The sequence below is a fragment of the Rhizobium sp. 01T417 genome (assembly GCF_056398905.1).
Genome location: NZ_JBFTQH010000034.1, coordinates 1 through 19,535, shown reverse-complemented (window position 1 = coordinate 19,535; position 19,535 = coordinate 1). Strand labels below are relative to the sequence as shown.

14 protein-coding genes are annotated in these 19,535 nt (G+C 60.6%); 8 read left to right on the top strand and 6 right to left on the bottom strand.

Going from position 1 to position 19,535, the window contains the following annotated elements; all coding sequences use genetic code 11:
* Positions 1-4 precede the first annotated feature (4 nt).
* Entirely contained in the window at positions 5-964 is a 960-nt protein-coding gene (ubiA, locus tag AC1DPR_RS24745; RefSeq protein ID WP_113472038.1) for a 4-hydroxybenzoate octaprenyltransferase, read from the top strand.
* A 61-nt stretch (positions 965-1,025) separates the two neighbouring features.
* Here ubiA and AC1DPR_RS24740 read toward each other — a convergent pair whose 3' ends face one another.
* Positions 1,026-1,592 (bottom strand): DUF6101 family protein, encoded by a 567-nt coding sequence (locus tag AC1DPR_RS24740; RefSeq protein ID WP_025661901.1) that lies wholly within the window; start codon positions 1,590-1,592, stop codon positions 1,026-1,028.
* Between the two features lie 298 nt (positions 1,593-1,890).
* On the opposite strand from AC1DPR_RS24740, the gene AC1DPR_RS24735 reads away from it, so the two are divergent.
* On the top strand, positions 1,891-4,626 hold the full coding sequence (locus tag AC1DPR_RS24735; RefSeq protein ID WP_113472039.1) for a DUF1217 domain-containing protein: 2,736 nt from the start codon (positions 1,891-1,893) through the stop codon (positions 4,624-4,626).
* An 11-nt stretch (positions 4,627-4,637) separates the two neighbouring features.
* Here the strand turns inward: AC1DPR_RS24735 and AC1DPR_RS24730 are convergent, their stop codons facing one another.
* The 3 genes from AC1DPR_RS24730 to AC1DPR_RS24720 form a co-directional block, all read right to left on the bottom strand.
* Positions 4,638-6,065 carry an FAD-binding oxidoreductase gene (locus AC1DPR_RS24730; protein ID WP_113472040.1) on the bottom strand — a complete coding sequence of 476 codons (1,428 nt, stop codon included), beginning with the start codon at positions 6,063-6,065 and terminating at the stop codon, positions 4,638-4,640.
* A gap of 20 nt (positions 6,066-6,085) precedes the next feature.
* Positions 6,086-7,060, bottom strand: a complete 975-nt coding sequence (locus AC1DPR_RS24725; RefSeq protein ID WP_113472041.1) for an L-threonylcarbamoyladenylate synthase — start codon at positions 7,058-7,060, stop codon at positions 6,086-6,088.
* Positions 7,061-7,163: 103 nt separating this feature from the next.
* Complete coding sequence (locus AC1DPR_RS24720; RefSeq protein ID WP_113472042.1) at positions 7,164-7,769, bottom strand: DUF6656 family protein; 606 nt, start codon at positions 7,767-7,769, stop codon at positions 7,164-7,166.
* 413 nt (positions 7,770-8,182) lie between these two features.
* Here AC1DPR_RS24720 and AC1DPR_RS24715 point away from each other — a divergent pair, with 413 nt between their 5' ends.
* Positions 8,183-9,427 carry an aromatic ring-hydroxylating oxygenase subunit alpha gene (locus tag AC1DPR_RS24715; RefSeq protein ID WP_113472043.1) on the top strand — a complete coding sequence of 415 codons (1,245 nt, stop codon included), beginning with the start codon at positions 8,183-8,185 and terminating at the stop codon, positions 9,425-9,427.
* A gap of 66 nt (positions 9,428-9,493) precedes the next feature.
* On the opposite strand, the gene AC1DPR_RS24710 is transcribed toward AC1DPR_RS24715, so the two are convergent.
* Entirely contained in the window at positions 9,494-10,453 is a 960-nt protein-coding gene (locus AC1DPR_RS24710; protein WP_113472044.1) for a GH25 family lysozyme, read from the bottom strand.
* A 190-nt stretch (positions 10,454-10,643) separates the two neighbouring features.
* Between AC1DPR_RS24710 and AC1DPR_RS24705 the strand changes: the two genes are divergently transcribed.
* Entirely contained in the window at positions 10,644-11,180 is a 537-nt protein-coding gene (locus AC1DPR_RS24705; RefSeq protein WP_477817351.1) for a BA14K family protein, read from the top strand.
* Positions 11,181-11,233: 53 nt separating this feature from the next.
* Here the strand turns inward: AC1DPR_RS24705 and AC1DPR_RS24700 are convergent, their stop codons facing one another.
* The gene (locus tag AC1DPR_RS24700; RefSeq protein WP_018859355.1) at positions 11,234-12,229 is read right to left on the bottom strand and encodes a transporter; all 996 of its coding nucleotides are present in this window, start codon (positions 12,227-12,229) and stop codon (positions 11,234-11,236) included.
* 217 nt (positions 12,230-12,446) lie between these two features.
* Here AC1DPR_RS24700 and AC1DPR_RS24695 point away from each other — a divergent pair, with 217 nt between their 5' ends.
* The 4 genes from AC1DPR_RS24695 (at position 12,447) to AC1DPR_RS24680 (ending at position 19,340) form a co-directional block, all read left to right on the top strand.
* Positions 12,447-14,225, top strand: a complete 1,779-nt coding sequence (locus AC1DPR_RS24695) for an acyl-CoA dehydrogenase family protein (RefSeq protein WP_113472045.1) — start codon at positions 12,447-12,449, stop codon at positions 14,223-14,225.
* 9 nt (positions 14,226-14,234) lie between these two features.
* Positions 14,235-14,987 carry a crotonase/enoyl-CoA hydratase family protein gene (locus tag AC1DPR_RS24690; protein WP_113160806.1) on the top strand — a complete coding sequence of 251 codons (753 nt, stop codon included), beginning with the start codon at positions 14,235-14,237 and terminating at the stop codon, positions 14,985-14,987.
* A gap of 194 nt (positions 14,988-15,181) precedes the next feature.
* Entirely contained in the window at positions 15,182-17,266 is a 2,085-nt protein-coding gene (mcpU, locus tag AC1DPR_RS24685) for a methyl-accepting chemotaxis protein McpU (RefSeq protein ID WP_113472046.1), read from the top strand.
* A 250-nt stretch (positions 17,267-17,516) separates the two neighbouring features.
* Complete coding sequence (locus AC1DPR_RS24680) at positions 17,517-19,340, top strand: HAMP domain-containing methyl-accepting chemotaxis protein (protein ID WP_113472047.1); 1,824 nt, start codon at positions 17,517-17,519, stop codon at positions 19,338-19,340.
* Positions 19,341-19,535: the final 195 nt, after the last annotated feature.

The following is a 19,535-nucleotide window of genomic DNA, read 5'->3' as shown; positions in this document are numbered from 1 at the left end:
CGTCATGCAACAGATCGGCGGAATAAACGGGCGCGTTGCGGATGCGCCTTCGAACAACTGGGTTTACCGGGTCCTGCCTCCCTGGCTCTGGCCCTACGCGCAGCTTGCGCGCTGGGATCGGCCGATCGGCTGGCAATTGCTGATGTGGCCCTGCTTCTGGTCGGCTGCCATGGCAGCGAATGCGGCGGCTCATATTGGCCAGTTTTCCGGCGGCCAGCTGATTTTCTATCTCGTGCTCTATTTCATCGGCTCTGTCGCGATGCGCGGGGCTGGGTGCACATACAACGATCTCGTCGACCACAAGATCGACATGGAAGTGGCGCGCACCCGCTCGCGGCCGCTGCCATCGGGTCGGGTGACACGCACGCAGGCCAAGGCGTTCATCGTCCTGCAGGCGCTGGTCGGGCTGCTGGTCGTGCTGCAGCTGAACTGGTTTGCCGTCATTCTCGGCGTCCTCTCGCTCGCTATCGTGGCGCTTTATCCTTTTGCCAAGCGCTTTACAGACTGGCCACAGTTCTTCCTTGGCCTTGCCTTTTCCTGGGGTGCTTTGATGGGCTGGGCGGCAATCTTCGGCGACCTTTCACTGGCGCCAATCCTCCTCTACGTCGCCTCGGTGGTCTGGACGATCGGTTACGACACGATCTATGCCCACCAGGACAAAGAGGACGACGAGCTGATCGGTGTCCGCTCGACCGCGCGGCTGTTCGGCGACAAGACGAAACAGTGGCTGGTCGGCCTCTATGGCCTGACGCTCGTGCTTGCCTTCTGCGCCTTCCTGTCCGCAGGCGTCGGCCCGTTCGGCTATCTCGGCCTGCTCATCGCGGCCGGCATGTTCGCCTGGCAGATCGTGACGCTCAATATCGACGATGCCGACCAGTGCCTTGCGCTGTTCAAGTCGAACAATCGCGTCGGCCTGATCATCTTTCTCGGCCTCTTCCTGTCGCTTCTCTTCGTCCTGCCCTGAGGCGGAAACGAAAATGCCCGGCACAATGGCCGGGCATTGATGGTCTGAAATGACGCACCGCTTAGTTGCGGGCGATGATTTCCTTGCCTTCGATCTTCATGGCGACGCCGAGCTTGCCCGTCGTTCGGCGCACGAGGAAGCGCGGACGCCGGTTTGCGAAGTAGGAATGCCGGCGGCGCGGCTTCAATGCGCTGGTGCGCAGGTCGCCAAGATGCTCTTCCAGCGGGCGGGCAACGCCGTCGGCCTCGACCATCAGCATCGGAATGCGGAAGGCCTCGGACCAGCTTCGCCAGTCGGCTGCGATATCTGCGAGGTCGTGGGCGACCAGCAGCGGTATGCAGAGCTCGGGGTCCTCGTGGTGAAGCTCCAGCGTAACAGTGACTTCGCCGTTGCCATGGTCGATGGCCCGGGCCGCAACGCCCTTGAAGGCGCGCTTGGGCAGCGCGATCGAAAGCGGCAGGCCGCTGGAGGAGAGAACCTTGCGCAGGATGGCGCCACGTTCGTCGATCGTTATGTTCACGTCACTTGAGGAGTCATGGATGGCGTAGCTGACCTGCTGGGGAAAGCGAGACGGATCGAGACGCAGCGTCGTTCCAGCCCATACGGGCTTCATAACGGTGTTGTTCATGTTCATTCTACCCTTGTCTTACCTGAGAGCCGATATGCGGTCTTCTCCTCGGGGCTTTTCGCCCTCTATGGCCTGACAATAGGCGCCGCCTGTTCGAGACAGCTTAAAAATCGCGGTTAAGAAAACTTTGCCTCCCTGGATGGTTATCAAAACCGAAGCCGGCAAGGTTTCCGGAGGGTGAACGCCGGCTGTGCCATATTGCAACGCAGGATGGGTAAGTCTCGGGTAAGCTTTTTATCGCAAAATGGCGCAGAACCAATCTGTCATGCTTGAAGACTTTGCCGGAAAAGGACGCACTATGATCTCGGCTTCGATGGCCTACAATTTGTTGTCCGGGAACATGAAGCAGAGCCTGGATCGCGTCGCCTCCCAGGCGACGGTCAAACGCGACGCCGAGTATTACAAGGACAACATCAACAACGTCAAAGACGTCGACGATTTCCTCGGCGACTATCGGCTCTACAGCTATGCGATGAAGGCCTATGGCCTCGAAGACATGACTTACGCCAAGGCCTTCATGAAAAAGGTGCTGGAAAGCGATCTGACGGACGCCAATAGCTTCGCCAACAAGCTTTCCGATTCGCGCTACAAGGAATTCGCTGCTGCGTTCAATTTCCACACGCACGCGGCGGACGCCCAGAGCGACGCGCAGGAAGACGACCTGATCGGTCTCTACACGCAATCCTTCGCGGACGAAGGCAAGAATGCCGCGGCCGAAACGAAATACTACAGCAACGCGATAGACGCGGTTCAGAACGTTTCCGATCTCGTCGGCGACAGCCGCGTGCGCACCTATGTTCTCAAGGCCTACGGCATCGATCCCACTTATGTTTCCAAGGATTTCCTGGCGCAGGTTTTGACGAGCGACGTCAACGATCCCAATAGCTTTGTCAATCTCAACGGCAACGACAAGTATAAGGCGCTTGCCGCACAATTCAGCTTCAATGCAGATGGCACCGTTAACGGCACAGCGCAGACGGCCACCCAGAAAGACGCCGTCATGGAGCAGTACAATCTGACTGTCCCATCGATCACGACCTCGGCGGCTGCCGACTACAACAAAGCCTACTATCTGTCCAAGATCGGGACCGTCACCAATGTCGACGACATCATCGCCGACAAGCGGCTGACGTCCTATATCAAAACGGCCTTCAGCATGGGCGACGATTTCAGCAACGCGGCACTCCGGTTGGTTCTTACCGATGCGAGCTATGCAAGCTTGCTGGATTTCAGCAACGTCAATCAGAGCTTCAATTTCAACGCGGACGGTACCATCAATTCCGCTGCGGCGTCCTATGCGGCACAGACGTCGGATCAGATGAAAGCGATGTCCGACCAGGCCGCAAACACCACGGGCTATTATCAATCAAAGATCGTCAGCATCACCAATGTCGATGACCTGATCGCTGATACCAAGCTGCCCCAGTACATCAGGGATGCCTATTCGCTTCCCCAGAGCGTCAGCGATGCCGACCTTCGCAGCGTCTTGACGGATGCGAGCTACGCCAGCTTGCTGGGTTACGACGACGTCCACTCGGCCTTCAACTTCCAGGCCGACGGCAGCGTTGCCACTGGCGCCGGGGCGCAAACAATCGCGCAGGCACGGGCCACGAGTTCGCAGGTCCGCGCCAATCTCGATTACTTCCAGACTGTGATCCCGACGATCTCCAATGTCGATGACCTGATCGCTGACGGGCAAATGATGAACACTCTGCGGTCGGCCTATGGCGTCCCCACGAGCGTCAGCGACGCAGACATCAAAAGCATCCTGACTGATGCCAGCTTCGCCGCTAGCCAGGGGCTCAGCGCGCTCAATGCCGCGTTCAGCTTCGCGGCCGATGGTTCGGCCGCCGCTGCATCCGGCCCGCAATCGAGTGCTCAGTTGATGGATACGACGACGTTCTACGGCGTGCGATATGCGGACGCGCAGAACGAGGCGATCGACGAGGCCGTGGCAAACTACAAGACGCGAATGGCCGACGATAAGATCAAGAAGGTTGACGACCTGCTGCGCTCGAACGCCGCCGCAGACTTTGACAAGAAGAACGACGACCTACCTGAACTTTACGATATGGCGCTTCGCGCCTACGGACTGACGGAACAGGACGTGTCTCGTTCCATGTTCCGCAAGCTGCTGAAGAGTGACCCCTACGATCTCGACGGCTACGTCGCCTCGTTAAAAGACGAGCGGATCACCAATCTGGTCCGCGCCTTCAATTTTGGAGCTGACGGCAAGATATCCGCGGAGATACAGCCGCTGCCGTCCGCCGTGATGGCGAAATATGCGACGAACTATAAGTCGCGCATGCTGATGGGCATGAGCGACGGCCCGCTTAGGGACAAGGCTTCCAAGGATGCGACGAAAGCGGTCGATGCATTCGCCAAAGGCATGGCGGAGGTGAAGTCTCTCGACGACTTCCTGTCAAACGACAAGTTGACCAGCCTGGTCTTGACGGCAAACGGCCTCGACCCGAAGAAATACGACGAGGAGACGCTGCGCAAGATCTTTACCTCCGATCCGTCCGATCCCAAGAGCTACCTCAACACGAAGGCTGAGTCGAAGTTCAAGGAGATTGTCTCGGACTTCAACTTCGATACCGACGGTAACCTGACGCGGGCCAAGATCGGGACAGTCCAGAATGTTGGCGCCGAAGACCGGACGGAGCAAAAGTACGTTCAGCAGACGCTGGAATCGCAGGAAGGTGAAACGAACGACGGCGTACGCCTCGCGCTGTATTTCGCGCGCAGCGCACCCGACATCACATCGCTCTACACGATTCTAGGCGACAAGGCGTTGTTCCAGGTGATTACAACCACCTTCAGCCTGCCGACCAGTGTCTCGAACATGGATGTCGAAAAACAGGTTTCCATGCTTGGGAAGTTCGTCAATCTCGAGGATCTCCAGGATTCCAAGAAGGTCGACAAGCTCATGAAGCGCTTTACGGCAATGTATGATCTGCAGAACAACTCTGGCACATCCCCGGCGCTCACCATCCTGACCAATGGCGGCACGACCAGCACCAGCCTTCTTTAAATCGTCGCCCCTTAGTCGACGTTGACGACCTTGCCGGGGTTCATGATGCCGGCCGGGTCGAAGGCGTGCTTGATCCTGCGCATCAGCTCCATTTCAATCGACGGGCGGATCGAGGCCAGTTCGTCGCGCTTCAGCTGACCGATCCCGTGCTCGGCGGAAATCGATCCTCCGTGCGCCAGCACGAAGCCATGGACGATGTGGTTCAGTTCACGCCAACGCGCCAGGAAGGCCTGTTTGTCGGCGCCAACAGGCTGGGAAATGTTGTAATGAATATTGCCGTCGCCCATATGGCCGAAGGCGCAGATGCGAGCGCCGGGCATGGCCGCCATGACTGCATCGCTGGCCTCGTGCATGAAGACCGGGATTGCCGAAACCGGCACGGAAACGTCGTGCTTGATCGATCCGCCTTCTGGTTTTTGCGCGTCCGACATGCTCTCGCGCATGTGCCAGAGCGCCTGCTGTTGCGCGACCGAAGTGGCGATTGTTGCGTCTTGAACCAACCCCGCCTCGAAGCCCTGCTCAAGCAGCGCCGTCATCATGCGCTCGGCGGTTTCGGCTGAATCGGACGTGGAAATATCGACAAGGACATACCAGGGATGCGCCGATTCCAGTGGATCGCGTACCCCCTCGATGTTGCGTGCGGTAATCTCGACGCCGAAGCGCGGCATCAGTTCGAAGCCGGTAAGCGAGGTGCCGCAAAGGCTGGACGCAAGGTTGAAAAAGGCAAGGGCATCCTCGACCGAGTTAAGGCCGGCAAAAGCGACCTGCTTTCCGAGAGGCTGCGGAAAGAGCTTGAGCACGGCGCCGGTGATGATGCCGAGCGTGCCTTCCGCGCCGATGAAGAGGTCGCGAAGGTCGTAGCCGGTGTTATCCTTCTTCAGGCGGCGCAGGCCGTTCCAGATTTCGCCGGTCGGCAGCACGACCTCGAGGCCGAGGCAGAGCTGGCGCATGTTCCCATAGGCAAGCACCGCCGTGCCACCGGCATTCGTCGACAGATTGCCGCCGATGCGGCACGAACCTTCGGAGCCAAGCGAGAGAGGAAACAGCCTGCCGTATGCCTCTGCCGCCTTCTGCACGTCCGCGAGGATCGCCCCGCCATCGGCGACGAGGACATTGGCGACGGGATCGACATCACGAACCTTGTTCATGCGTTCGAGCGAGATGATGATGTCGGACTTGCCTTCGCGCGGCGTCTGGCCACCGACGAGACCCGTGTTGCCCGTTTGCGGCACGACCGCGGTTCCGGTCTCGGTTGCGAGCTTCAGGATCGACGACACTTCTTCGACCGAACCGGGCTTCAGGAGAAGAGGGGACGAGCCGTGGTAAAGGCCACGGTTTTCAATCAGATGCGGCGCGAGATCGGCTTCGCTCTTAAGCGCATGCTTCTCACCGATGATGGCGGCGAAACGGTCGAGAAGTTCGGGGGAAACGCTGCTCATCGAAACATGATCCTTCTTGCTTACTCACGTGGCGCGGCTGCGCGGCGGAGCCGATCGTTGATTGCCTCGCCGAGACCCTCGTCGGGAATGGCTGCAAAGGCGATCGTCTGCGCGCCGCTGGCGTCGGCTTTCTTCATATAGTCGAAGAGGTTCGCCGCGGCTTCCGCGAGATCGCCGTCCCGGCTGAGATTGAGGACGATCCTGGCGTCATCGGCACCGGCAACGGCCGTCTTGCCGAAGGCAATCAGCGCCTCGTGGGAATCGACATGCGTTGCGTCCAGCCGGACGGTTGCGCCGGGCGCGTAGTGGGATGCCAGCATCCCCGGAGCCTCGATGGCCGCGGACGCCTTCCGGGCTCGCACCAGCTTTTGACCGGCCACGCGCTCGATCTCCGAGGCAGGCAGCCCGCCCGGCCGCAAGAGCCTGAGCTTGCCATCCTCGACCTTGACGATCGTGGACTCGACGCCAACGGTGCTTGCACCGGCATCGAGGATCAGTCTGATGCGCTCGCCGAGGTCGGCGTCGACATGGGCAGCGCTCGTCGCGCTGATCTTGCCTGACGTGTTGGCGCTGGGCGCGGCGAGCGGCCGCCCAAAGGCGCGGATCAGCTCTCCCGCGAAACCCTTCGGCACGCGGATGCCAACGGTATCAAGCCCTGCGGTCGCCAGCGAATGAATGGCACTCTCTGGCTTCAACGGCAGGACGAGCGTGAGGGGCCCCGGCCAGAATGCTTCGGCCAGCGCGCGTGAAACGGGGTCGAACTCCGCGTGCTTCTCAGCCATGGCAAGGTCGGCCATGTGGCAGATAAGCGGGTTGAAGCGGGGGCGGCCCTTGGTCTCGTAGATGTGGGCAATTGCGACCGGATTGGTCGCATCGGCAGCGAGCCCATAGACGGTCTCCGTCGGGATCGCGATCGGGAAGCCCTCGCCAAGCACTGCGCAACCGGCTTCGATAGCCTGCTGCCTGTCCTTCGTGATGTCGATCGATCGTGCCATGCGCTGTCCGGATTGCTGTCCGGCAGTCCTTATGCCTTCCCGGCGATCGGATCAATATCGAAGCGGGCCGATGATGCCGATCAGAGCTGGCGAATGATCGCGATCAGAGCTGGCGAATGATCTCGCGCAGCTGCTCGTTGCGCGCGCCGAGCAGCAATACGTTCTTGATGGCGATTTGCGGATCGTCGGTGCGGAAAAGCACCCCGTTGCCCCTGACCGAGCGGTCGATCGTCATCTTCTCCGGCGTATGTTCGCCGGGCTTGATCGCCACCGCGAAATACATGCGCGAATACTTCAGATCGATCTTGTGGAAGAAATTGTCGTTGTCGCCGATGTCGGCGTAGAAATTCGCGATGTAGAACGCCCAGCTGACTTCTTCGAAGCGGGCGAATTTCGTCCGCGACGCAGTCACGTGGCAATAGCCTAAATGCGGGCTGTCCTGCAGCGTGCGGTGGAAGAGCAGCTTCGGAAGCTGGATCGAACGGTGAAATCCGTTGATATGTCGATGCGTCTTGGCGCCGGCTGTCTCCAGCTTGCGGCCCGTCTTCTCTGCGACTTCGTCATGTGTGAGGTAGCGCCGCTCCTCGGCGAGCCAGTGGGCCCGGGTGCGCGTGATCTTTCCGGTGCGCAGAAATTCAGAATGCGAGGTGACCGGTACCGCGTTGCGGGAATTGCTGTTAGTGGCGTCGAAATAGCGAAGCTTCGCCATGAGAGATATCCACATGGATGATTGATGTGGAAAGGATAGGCAATCATGCTTAATGGCAGATTAAATTCGGCCGTCATGCGCGGGTTGGTGGATATTGGCCACCGCCGCCATGTCGCAAATACGATAGCTGTGGCAAGGTTGTGCCGAGAGCCCAAGTGTGAATTGGGTTGCGGCAATGTCGTAATTGGCCTTGCTGGCCGAGAATGAAGCATTTTTAGGCTGGAACCGCGTTCGATTCCGCACTCCTTTGCCGCCTGTCGTCATTTTCGAAGCCGATGTCGCTTTACAACCAAACGCCGCGCGCCAGCGGTGTTTAAATGTCTATCAAGAAAGTCTCCTGACGGAGAGGGAGCGAAGCTTCCGGCGGCTCTCGCCTTCGATCAAGCGGCGGCCCATTATACGAGGATATGCAGATGGATATTCGCAGCAACGTATTGCGGCAACTCAAGACCCGCAGGGAAGGCTTCAGTCTCGAGCGGCCCTTCTATGTCGACGAGGATTATTTCAAGCTCGATATGGAGATGATCTATTATCGCGACTGGTTGTTCATGGGCCATGATTGCGAGCTGCCGAAGCCGGGCGCTTATTTCACGGTCCAGATCGGCGACTATCCCGTTGTCATCGTCCGTGGCCGTGACAACGTCATTCGCGCCTTCCACAACAGCTGTCGCCATCGCGGCTCGCGCGTCTGCACCAAGGAGCACGGCTCCTCGGTTCGCCTCGTCTGCCCCTATCATCAGTGGACCTACGACCTCGATGGCAAGCTCGCCTTTGCCCGCCACATGGGCGATGATTTCGACAAGAGCGGTTACGGCCTGAAGCCGGTCCATTGCGAGAGCTTCGGCGGCTACATCTTCATCTGTCTCGCGCAGAATGCACCGGATTTCCAGCCGATCCGCGACATGGTCGCGCCCTATATGCTGCCGCATCGTTTGAGCGAGGCGAAGGTCGCCTTCCAGAGCACGATCATCGAGAAGGGCAACTGGAAGCTCGTCTGGGAAAACAACCGCGAATGCTATCACTGCGCGGCCAACCACCCCGAACTCTGCCGCACCTACCCGGAAGCGCCGAGCGTCACCGGCACGGACGGCGGTGCCGACGATCCCGAGATTGCGGGTCACTGGGCACGCTGCGAGGCGGCTGGCTTGCCGAGCAAGTTCCAGATTTCCCCCGACGGTCAGTTCCGCACCGCCCGCATGCCGTTGATCGAGGACGCAGAGAGCTACACCATGTCCGGCAGGCGCGCCGTCGAGAGGCCTCTTTCGGACGACGTGACGCTTGATCGCATCGGCACGATGCTGCTGTTCCACTACCCGACGACGTGGAACCACATTCTCGGCGACCATGCGATTTCTTTCCGCGTGCTGCCGCTCAGTGCCAATGAAACGGCCGTCACGACGAAGTGGCTCGTGCACAAGGATGCCGTCGAGGGTGTCGACTACGATCTGGCCGAGCTCACGCATGTGTGGACCGAAACCAACGATCAGGACCGTCGCATCGTCGAAGAGAATGCCTTCGGTATTCACTCGCCGGCCTACGAGCCTGGACCTTATTCGATGGCGCATGAAGGCGGCGTCATGCAGTTCCTCGAATGGTACTCGAACTTCATGGTCAACCGCCTGCAGGGCGATCAGGCGAAGCTCTCCGTCGTCGCCTAATCCAAAAGACTCCCTCCCAAGTGACCTCGTCTCTTCGAGACGGGGTCTTTTTTGTGCGCACGTTTCTCAGAAGTCTCGACGCGCGCGCACGACGTCGCTCTGCGGTATCGAGGATGTGACGATAGGATCCGGCGGAAGCTGTGCGGTTGCCGGGCCTTGGGCAGGCATTCCGCGCGGCTCCATCTCGATCTTGGCAAGAATGAGCGGCGGGTCCGGTTCGCGCGCCGGCAAGAGGTTGCCCCGCGCCCACACCTTTGCGAGTTCGGCGCGGCTCATGGGCGCGACGTTGACATCGATATCCGTCAATGTGCCTGGAACGCGGTAAGGGCAGCGGCGCTTGCTGCAGTTCTGTCCCGACGAGAACTGCCACATCAGGTAGTTGTCCCAGTTTCCCATCGGGAACACGCCCTTCACGTCGGGCCTGTATCGCGCATACCAGATCGGTAGCCGCGCCAGCACCGGATAGTCGTTGCGATATGCGGCAATATATCGGGCGGTGTTGTGATTGGTATAGAGAACCGGGTAGCGTCCGGTCCTTGCCCTGATATGGCCTGCAAATATCTGTGCGTCCTCCAGCGACATGAATTTCTGCGGATCGATGCCCTCGAGATCGAGGATCATCATCTCGTCGTCCTTGGGATCGGCGTATTCGAGGAAATGGTTGGCCTGGTCGACCGGGTTGCCGGGACGGGCGAGGTGATAGGAGCCCCAGAGGAGGCCGGCCGCCCGGGCAACCAATCGCCGCGTCTGAAAGAGCTCGCGGCTCACCGCATATTTGCGCCACATGGTCTTGCAATGCGCAACCGTGTCCCCGGCATGATCGCCGGTGCAGGAGAAGCTCTCTGGAAGTCCGTCGGAAGCTTTCGAAATGAAGGCGGCAATGCGCTTGTCCGAAAGCAGGGAATCCCAATCGATCGTATTGAGTTCGTACGCGTCGATGACGAGCGCGTTGTTGGGGTTGTTCCAGGGTAGGGTGTCAGCCGCCACAGCCATAATCGGAGGTCCCGCGACAAGCGCCGGAACCATCAAGCGAAGCAGAAGATTTCTCCAGGATTGCTTCATGGAATGAGCGTGGTGATAGGCGGTTAATGTCCAGTTAATCCGCGATCGCTTAAAAACAGAAAGTCGCACCGACAGCATGAAAACTGGTCATTGGAACGTTTTCAGTGCCTTGGCATTCTCGTGCGCGCGTATTCCAACTGGAAATGGAGCTTCCATGACTGGGTTTTTTAAGAAGATAGCGATTGCCGCCGTTTCCTTTGTCACGCTGGCAAGTGGCTATGCGCCCTCGCAGGCGACGCAGATGCCGGCTCTGCCGCAGGTCGAAAAATCTGGTGACGTCCAGAACGTCCAGTATTGCCGTGGCCCGTATTGCCGCCCCGGTTTTCGTCCCGGATACCGGCCGGGCTACTATCCAGGCTATCTCCCTGGCTATTATCCGGGGTACCGCCCGGCTTATCGCCCAGCCTATCGCCCGGGTTGGTACGGTGGCTATCGCGGCTATCCCTACTATCGCAGTGGCTACCGCTACTATGACGGCTACTGGTTCCCGCTGGCCGCCTTCGGCGCTGGTGCGATAATTGGTGGTGCTATTGCATCGCAGCCGACCTATGTGGCTCCTCCGCCGGCTGCTTCGCTCGGCTCGGGTCACGTGGCCTGGTGCCAGGCGCGTTACCGTTCCTATCGGGTCTACGACAACACGTTCCAGCCGTACAACGGCCCGCGCCAGCAGTGCGTTTCGCCGTACTACTGAGTGAAGCAAGCTTTCGGTTTCAGGGCTCGGCAGCAATGCCGGGCCTTTTGCGTTCAGAGGATGCGGACGCGCTTCAGCAGCCACCATGCGAGCACGATGGAGGCGATAATGATCGCCACGGCATATTCCGTGCCGCCGCTTCCTTCGGCAAAAGGTAGATTGGCCGTGTTCATGCCGAAGAAGCCCGTCACCAGGGTTGGCGGCAGCAGGAAGGCCGTCATGATCGACAGAATGTAGAGGTGCCGGTTCGTCTCCGAGGACGCCTTCGAGTCGATTTCTTCATGCAGCAGCCGCGCGCGGTCCTGCAGCGCGTAAATGTCGTGATCGACGGTTTCGAGGCGGCTCGTCAGCCGTCCCGCGACATCATCGAAGCCGAAGGGCATTTCATCGTCATGCGAGGCGGCAGCGCGACGCATCAGGGCCAGCACAGTTCTCAGGTGCCGGTGCAGCCGGACGACCGTACGTCGGACCGGCGCCAGCCGCCGGCGTTCGTCGCGTGGCGAGTTGTCGTAGACGAAATCCTCGATAACGTTGAGCTCCTCGGTCATTTCCATGACGATGGAGATCAGTGTCCGCTGGAACTCGATCACCAGGATCTCGAACAGGTCGACGGGCCGTTCGAATTTTGCCGGGTTCTTCTCCACTAGCGCGCGGGCGCGCTCGATGCTGCGTAGCGGCTGCAGCCGCGTGGTAATGATAAAGCGGTCGGAGATCGCAAAATGCAGCCAACCAAGATCGGCGGTTTCACGATCGAATTCGCGCTGGCAATCAACAAGCGTGCCGTAGAGCAGCTGTTCGTCGACCGTTATCGCGGCATGCGTGTCACGGGTGGTCAAGGCTGCCTTGGCATCGTCGTTCAAGCCAACGATACTGTCGAGCAGGCCGGGCACCCTGGCATCGGCGAGATTGAGATGCAGCCAATAGAAGCCGCCGCCGTCGGTCAACTCGGCCTGCGGCGCGCTGTTTGGGAGACGGATTGCCTTGCCGCCTTCCGGCGGAAAGCGGTAGGCCCACACGAGTCCGTGGATGTTGGCGGGCAAAGTATCCATTGATGCGCCGGTCCTCTTGCGATGGCGGTGAGTGTCCTTAGAGATTCTCTATGACGGTTGTTTGTGCAAGTGCGTAATAATTCATGACATGTGTAACTCCGTGGCAGCTTGTCGCTGGAAGTTTGAAATTGACGTTTACGTAAAAATCAATTAGCTCTGCCCTTGGAGAGGCTGGAGGGCTGTTCAATCGGCGGCCAGCGATGCGAGGAGATCACTGATGTACAAGGCGCCGGTCGAAGAGATTGCGTTTACGCTGAAGCATGTTGCCGGCCTGGGCGATGCAATCGAAGCTGGTTTGCTCGGTGACCTTGGTGATGATCTCGTCGACGCCATCCTTCATGAAGCGGGACGATTCGCCACGGATGAAGTTGCGCCGCTCGCCGAGGTTGGCGACCGTCAGGGTTCGCGCCTCGTCGACGGCGGGGTAGTAACGCCCGATGGTTGGCGCGATCTCTACAAGAACTGGATCGCCGGCGGCTGGAATGGCCTGACCGCACCAGAAGACTTCGGTGGGCAGGCGCTGCCGCATATGCTGAACGTCGCCGCCCTGGAAATGTGGAATTCCGGATCGATGGCGTTCGCGCTCTGCCCGACGCTGACCATGGGTGCGATCGAAGCGATCAACAGCCATGCGTCCGGCGAACTCAAGAATACCTACCTCGCAAAGCTCGTCTCGGGTGAGTGGACCGGCACGATGAACCTGACGGAGCCGCATGCCGGCTCCGACCTCGGCGTGCTCAAGACCCGCGCCGAACGCCGGGACGACGGCACCTACCGCATCTTCGGCCAGAAGATCTTCATCACCTGGGGCGAACACGACGCCGCCGACAACATCATTCACCTGGTCCTCGCTCGCCTCCCGGACGCACCGGCCGGAACGCGTGGCATCTCGCTGTTCCTCGTGCCGAAATTCCTCGTCAATGCGGACGGATCGCTTGGCGCCCGCAACGATCTCTTCGCGCACTCGCTGGAGCACAAGCTCGGTATCCACGGCTCGCCGACCTGCACCATGATCTATGGCGACGGCAAGTTCGGCGAGGAGAAGGGGGCAATCGGCTGGCTGGTCGGCGAGGAGAACAAGGGCCTCGCCTGCATGTTCACGATGATGAACAATGCCCGCCTTGCCGTCGGCATGCAGGGCGTCGCGATCGCCGAGGCGGCGACGCAAAAGGCAGTCGCCTATGCGAGAGAGCGGGTTCAGGGCAAGGCGCCGAACTGGGCGGGTGGCGGCATGAGCCCGATCATCGACCATCCGGATGTTACCCGCACGCTCCTGACGATGAAGGCGTTGACGCAAGGCGCCCGCGCAATTTCCTATACCTGTGCCCATGCCATCGACATGTCGCATCGCGCGGCGGATCGAAAGCAGCATTGGCAGGAGCGCGCAGCACTGCTGACGCCGATCGCCAAGTCCTTTTCCACCGATGTCGGCGTCGACGTCGCCTCATCAGGCATTCAGGTGCATGGCGGCATGGGCTTCATCGAGGAGACGGGAGCCGCGCGCTATCTGCGTGATGCGCGCATTGCGCCGATCTATGAGGGCACGAACGGTATCCAGGCGATCGATCTCGTCACCCGCAAATTGACGCTTTCGGACGGCGACCAGGTGCACGGTTTCATCGCCGAGCTGAAACAGATCGCCGACCAGGTCCGCCATTCCAACCTCGGCGGCTTCGGCGCGACCTCAAATCGCCTCGATTCCGCAATAACCGACCTCGGCGAGGCGACGGACTGGCTGCTGGCGCAGGTTCGCGATGCTAAGGTGGCAGAGGCGCTGGCCGGCGCGACACCGTATCAGCGGCTCTTCGGCCTTGTCCTGACCGGCTGCTATCTCGCCAAGGGCGGGCTCGCGCAGGCACCGGCGGGAGGTGCCGAAGGGCGCATCGCACTCTGCCGTTTTGCCGCGGAAAATCTTCTTTCGGAAGTGACGGCGCTGAAGGACAGCGTCATCAACGGCGCCGCAAGCCTTGCGGCTGCCAAAATAGTTCTCGCCTGAGGAACCATCATGACAGAGCAGGTCATCGTCGAGCAGGATGCGGCACACCCCGGCATCCAGATCATCCGTTTCAACAGGCCGGAAAAGAAGAATGCCATCACCCGCGCCATGTATCGGAAAATGGCGGAGGCGTTGATTGCCGCCAATGGCGATGCGGCGATCAAGGCGACGGCTTTTCTCGGCACCGAAGGTTGCTTTTCCGCGGGCAATGACCTCGGAGATTTCCTCGCAGCGGCGATGGGCGGTGCCATGCCTCGCGAGATCGTCGAATTCCTCTACGCCATGGTTCGCTCCGAAAAGCCGATCGTGTCCGGTGTCGACGGGCTGGCGATCGGGATCGGAACCACAATGCACATGCATTGCGACCTGACAATCGCCTCAGCGCGCAGCCAGTTCCGCACGCCGTTCGTCGACCTCGCCCTCGTTCCGGAAGCGGCGTCCAGCCTGCTTGCGCCGCGGATCATGGGACACCAGCGCGCCTTTGCGATGTTGGCTCTCGGTGAGGGCTTCTCCGGCGAGGAAGCACGGGAGGCGGGACTTGTCTGGAAAGTCTGTGCGCCCGATGAGGTCGAAAGGACAACGCTCGCAACCGCTGCCAAGCTTGCCGCCAAGCCGCCAGAAGCGCTGAAGATCGCGCGCAACCTGATCCGGGGCGATCGGGAAGAAGTCATTGCGCGCATCGATGACGAGGCGCGTCACTTCTTCGACCGCCTACACAGCGCCGAAGCGAAAGCCGCCTTCGAAGCCTTCATGCGCCGCTGACGTGGGAATAGTCGAGTTTCGTCAAATTTTAAGCCAGTTTTAAATACCCCTCTAATATTAGGGGTATGACGGCGCGCTGATGGCGCAGTCGTCCGGGCGCATGAGGCGCTTTGTCCCGTTTTGCCCATAGCCTGCGCATCGAGTAGCCCGCGCTTCGTCAAGTACGGCGCGGACCACTCACGAAAGGAAAATCCTTGAAAAAGAAGACGAATTTGATGACGCGCATCCTCGTTGCCGCGTCTGCCGTTGTTCTTGTGGCCTTTGCCGCCTTTTCCTACTACATCAATTCCGTCGAACGGAGCACCGCGACTGCCGCGATCGAAGCCAACATCAGCTCGTCCGGTGAGCAGGCTGCAAGCAGCCTGGCCAACTGGATGAATGGTCGTGTGACGCTGACCGCCATGGTCGCGAACGCCATCGGCCGCGCCGCCGATCAGAAGGGCGTCGAAGCCGTGCTCCAGAACGATGTTCTGACCAGCCAGTTCGTCAGCACCTATTTTGGCGACGAGCAGGGTGTCTTCACCATGTGGCCGAAGCTGCCGATGCCGGACGGCTATGATCCGCGCAAGCGCCCCTGGTATCAGGATGCCGTCAAGGCCAACGCCAGCGTCATGACCGAGCCCTATGTCGATGCGTCGAGCGGCGATCTCATCATCAGCTCGGCCGTTCCCGTCAGCCACGGCGGCAAGCTGGCCGGCGTGACCGGCAGCGACTTCTCGCTGAAGACCATGGTCGACATGATCAAGGAGATCGATCTCGGCGGCAAAGGCACGGCCTTCCTCGTCAACAAGAGCGGGCAGATCCTGATCCACCCGGATGCAAAGCTGGTGACAAAGACGCTTGCCGACGCTTTCCCGGCTGAGACACCGGCGATCAAGGCCGGGCTCGTTCCGACTGAGTTTGCCGGCAAGGATGTCCTCGTCAGCTTCATGCCGGTTGCAGGTTTGCCGTCGGTCGAATGGTACCTCGGCTTCGTCGTGGACAGCGACGCCGCCTTCGCTTCGCTGAACGAATTCCGCATTGCCGCAACCATTGCCACGATCCTCGCCGTCGGCCTGATGATCTGCGCCATGGCCTGGCTGCTGCATGGCCTGGTGATCCGTCCCGTCACCGATATGACCGCCGCGATGCAAAAGCTTGCCGCCGGCGATCTGTCGGTCTCCATTCCTGGCGAGCAGCGCCGCGACCAGATCGGCTCGATGGCCGAGGCTGTGGCTGTCTTCAAGAAGAACGCGGTTGATCGAGAGCGCCTTGAGGGTGAAGCCGAAATCGGCCGTGCCCTTACCGAGCGTGAGCGTCATGAGCGCGAGCAGCAGAAAAACCGCGAGGCAACCGAAATCCGTCATGCCGTCGATGCGCTTGCCAGTGCCCTCGGCGCGCTGTCGGATGGCAACCTTGCGCATCGCATCGACGCGCCGTTTGCCCCGCATCTCGACCGCCTACGTAATGACTTCAACAACGCCGTCACCAAGCTCCACGGTGCTCTGCATGCCGTGGGCAACAACGCGCACGCCATTGATGGCGGTGCGAGCGAAATCCGCACGGCCGCAGACGGCCTTGCCCGCCGCACCGAGCAGCAGGCAGCCTCGGTCGAGGAAACGGCTGCAGCGCTCGAGGAGATCACCACGACGGTCAAGGACACGGCACGTCGCGCTGAGGAGGCCGGCAATCTCGTCTCGCGCACCCGCAACGGCGCCGAAGAGTCCGGCAACATCGTGCGCAAGGCGGTTTCGGCAATGACCGAGATCGAGCAGTCCTCGCAGAGGATCGCCAACATCATCGGGGTGATCGACGACATCGCCTTCCAGACCAACCTGCTGGCGCTGAATGCCGGCGTCGAGGCGGCACGCGCCGGCGAAGCCGGCAAGGGCTTTGCGGTCGTCGCCCAGGAAGTGCGTGAACTGGCGCAGCGCTCGGCCCAGGCTGCGAAGGAAATCGAAAGCCTGATCACTGCTTCGAATAGTCAGGTTCGCTCGGGCGTCACGCTCGTCGGCGACACCGGCAAGGCGTTGGACGCGATTGTCGGTCAGGTTCAGGAGATCAGCCGTCATGTCGATGCGATCGTCACGGCGACCCGCGAACAGTCGACGGGGCTTGCCGAGATTAACACTGCTGTAAACACGATGGACCAGGGCACGCAGCAGAATGCCGCCATGGTCGAGGAGCAGACGGCAGCGAGCCATGGGCTGGCGCAGGAGGCGGCAAAGCTGATGCAGTTGCTGAGCCAGTTCAACCTGCAAGCAGCATCCCACGCTGCGGTCAGCCGTCGCGCGGCCTGATGTAATCCTGCGAAGACCGGACGCTCGCGCTCGTCGCGGGCGTTCTCGTTGGAGGGCGCGACCAGCGGTGATTAAAAAATAGTACTTTTAATCAAATCTTACGGATCTTGGGCTTTAGTGGCGTGCAATGCATGATGCAGGATGGACGCTGTCCGTACCGTTCTCCCCACACCATTAAAACGAGTGTTCCCCCAGGCGATCAACAGGAGATTGACTGAAGCACATCGTTCAGCCGCACTGAGGCCGCTCTATGTCCAAATTGAAGATCAAGACGCTTCTTCCGCTTCTTTTTCTGTCCCTTGTCGTCATTGCCCTGGTGCAGGGTGCGATCGCGGCCTTCTCGTTGATCAATCTGGAGGCCAACACCCGGCAGATCGGGGCGCAGAACATTCCGAACACCGAACGGCTCCACGCGATCGTCACGACGCTGAACGACGTTCGTCGCAGCTACGCCGACTACCTCCTTGCAACAGGTAAGACGGACTTCCGCAACGCGGAGACGACACTCAAGGCCCGCCGCCAGCGCCTTGCCACTGCCATTGGCGCCTTCGACAAGCAGCCGAAGAGCGATTACATGAGCCAGAATTTCGGCCGGCTGCAGAAGGCGCTCACCAACGACGCTGCGCTTGCCGACAAGATCATTGCGCTGGCGCTCGACAACAAGCGCAGCCAGGCCAACAGCCTCTATCGCGGCGAACTTTCCATGTCCGCCAACAACATTCAGACGCTCGTCGACGGAATGTTGGCAAAGGATCGGCAGTCGACCGATGCCGCTCTCGCTGCCGCGACCGGTAACTATAACGCAGGCATCTCGTCCATCGTCGGTGGCCTCGTCGTCGCGCTTGCCGTCGCCGTTGCTGCGGCCTTCCTTGCCTGGACGCGCATTTCTCAGTCGATCTCGACGATCGCCACCCGCATGGCCCGTCTGGCGGACGGGGATCTCGACGCGGCCATCCCTTACGCCGGGCGCAAGGATGAGATCGGCGACATGGCGGCTGCCGTAGCGATCTTCCGCGACAACTCTTTCGCACGCCTCGACCTCGAACGGAGCGCCGAGCACACCCGCGAGCAGGCTCAGCAGGAGCGTTCCCGTAACGAAGCCTCGAAGGCACGTGAAGCCAGCGAGATCCAACATGCCGTCGATGCGCTTGCCGAAGCGCTGGGCGCTCTCTCGGAAGGCGATCTCACGCGGACGATCGAGACGCCTTTTGCCGACCACCTCGACCGGCTGCGCAGTGATTTCAATTCCTCCGTGGCCAAGTTGCGGGCTGTTCTTCAGGAGGTCGGTGACAACGCTCATGCGATCGACGCGGGCGCCGGAGAAATCCGCACCGCCGCGGACGGGCTTGCCCGCCGCACTGAACAGCAGGCTGCCTCCATCGAAGAAACGGCAGCCGCGCTCGAAGAGATTACGACGACCGTCAAGGACACAGCGCGCCGTGCCGAGGAAGCCGGCACGCTGGTCACTCGAACCCGCAACGGCGCCGAAGAGTCCGGCAACATCGTCCGCAAGGCGGTCTCGGCAATGACCGAGATCGAGCAGTCGTCGCAGAAGATTGCCAATATCATCAGTGTCATCGACGACATTGCCTTCCAGACCAACCTGCTGGCGCTGAATGCCGGTGTCGAGGCGGCACGCGCAGGCGAAGCCGGCAAGGGCTTTGCTGTCGTCGCCCAGGAAGTGCGCGAGCTGGCACAGCGTTCTGCCCATGCCGCGAAGGAAATCGAAAGCCTGATCACCGCCTCGAACTCACAGGTTCGCTCGGGCGTCACGCTCGTCGGCGACACCGGCAAGGCGTTGGAAGCAATCGTCGGTCAGGTTCAGGAGATCAGCCGTCACGTCGACGCAATCGTCACGGCAACCCGTGAGCAGTCGACGGGGCTTGCCGAGATCAATACGGCCGTCAACACGATGGACCAGGGCACGCAGCAGAACGCCGCAATGGTCGAGGAGCAGACGGCAGCGAGCCATGGGCTGGCGCAGGAAGCAGCAAAGCTGATGCAACTCCTTGCCCAGTTCAACCTGCAGGCAGCATCCCACGGCGCATCATCCTACAGCCGTCGCGCCGCCTGATTGATTGATACACACAAACTGGAACGCCCGCGCTCGTCGTGGGCGTTTTGTTTGTGCGCCCAGCATGGGCGCATTCTTGTGGGTGGAAGTCCCACCGTAAGCTGGTCACGGCGAACGAAGAGAAGCGCAACTGCGGAAGGGCGACCGACCGTGGGGAGGAAGCGTGGATCGAAACTGCGGGCCCGATGAACAAGA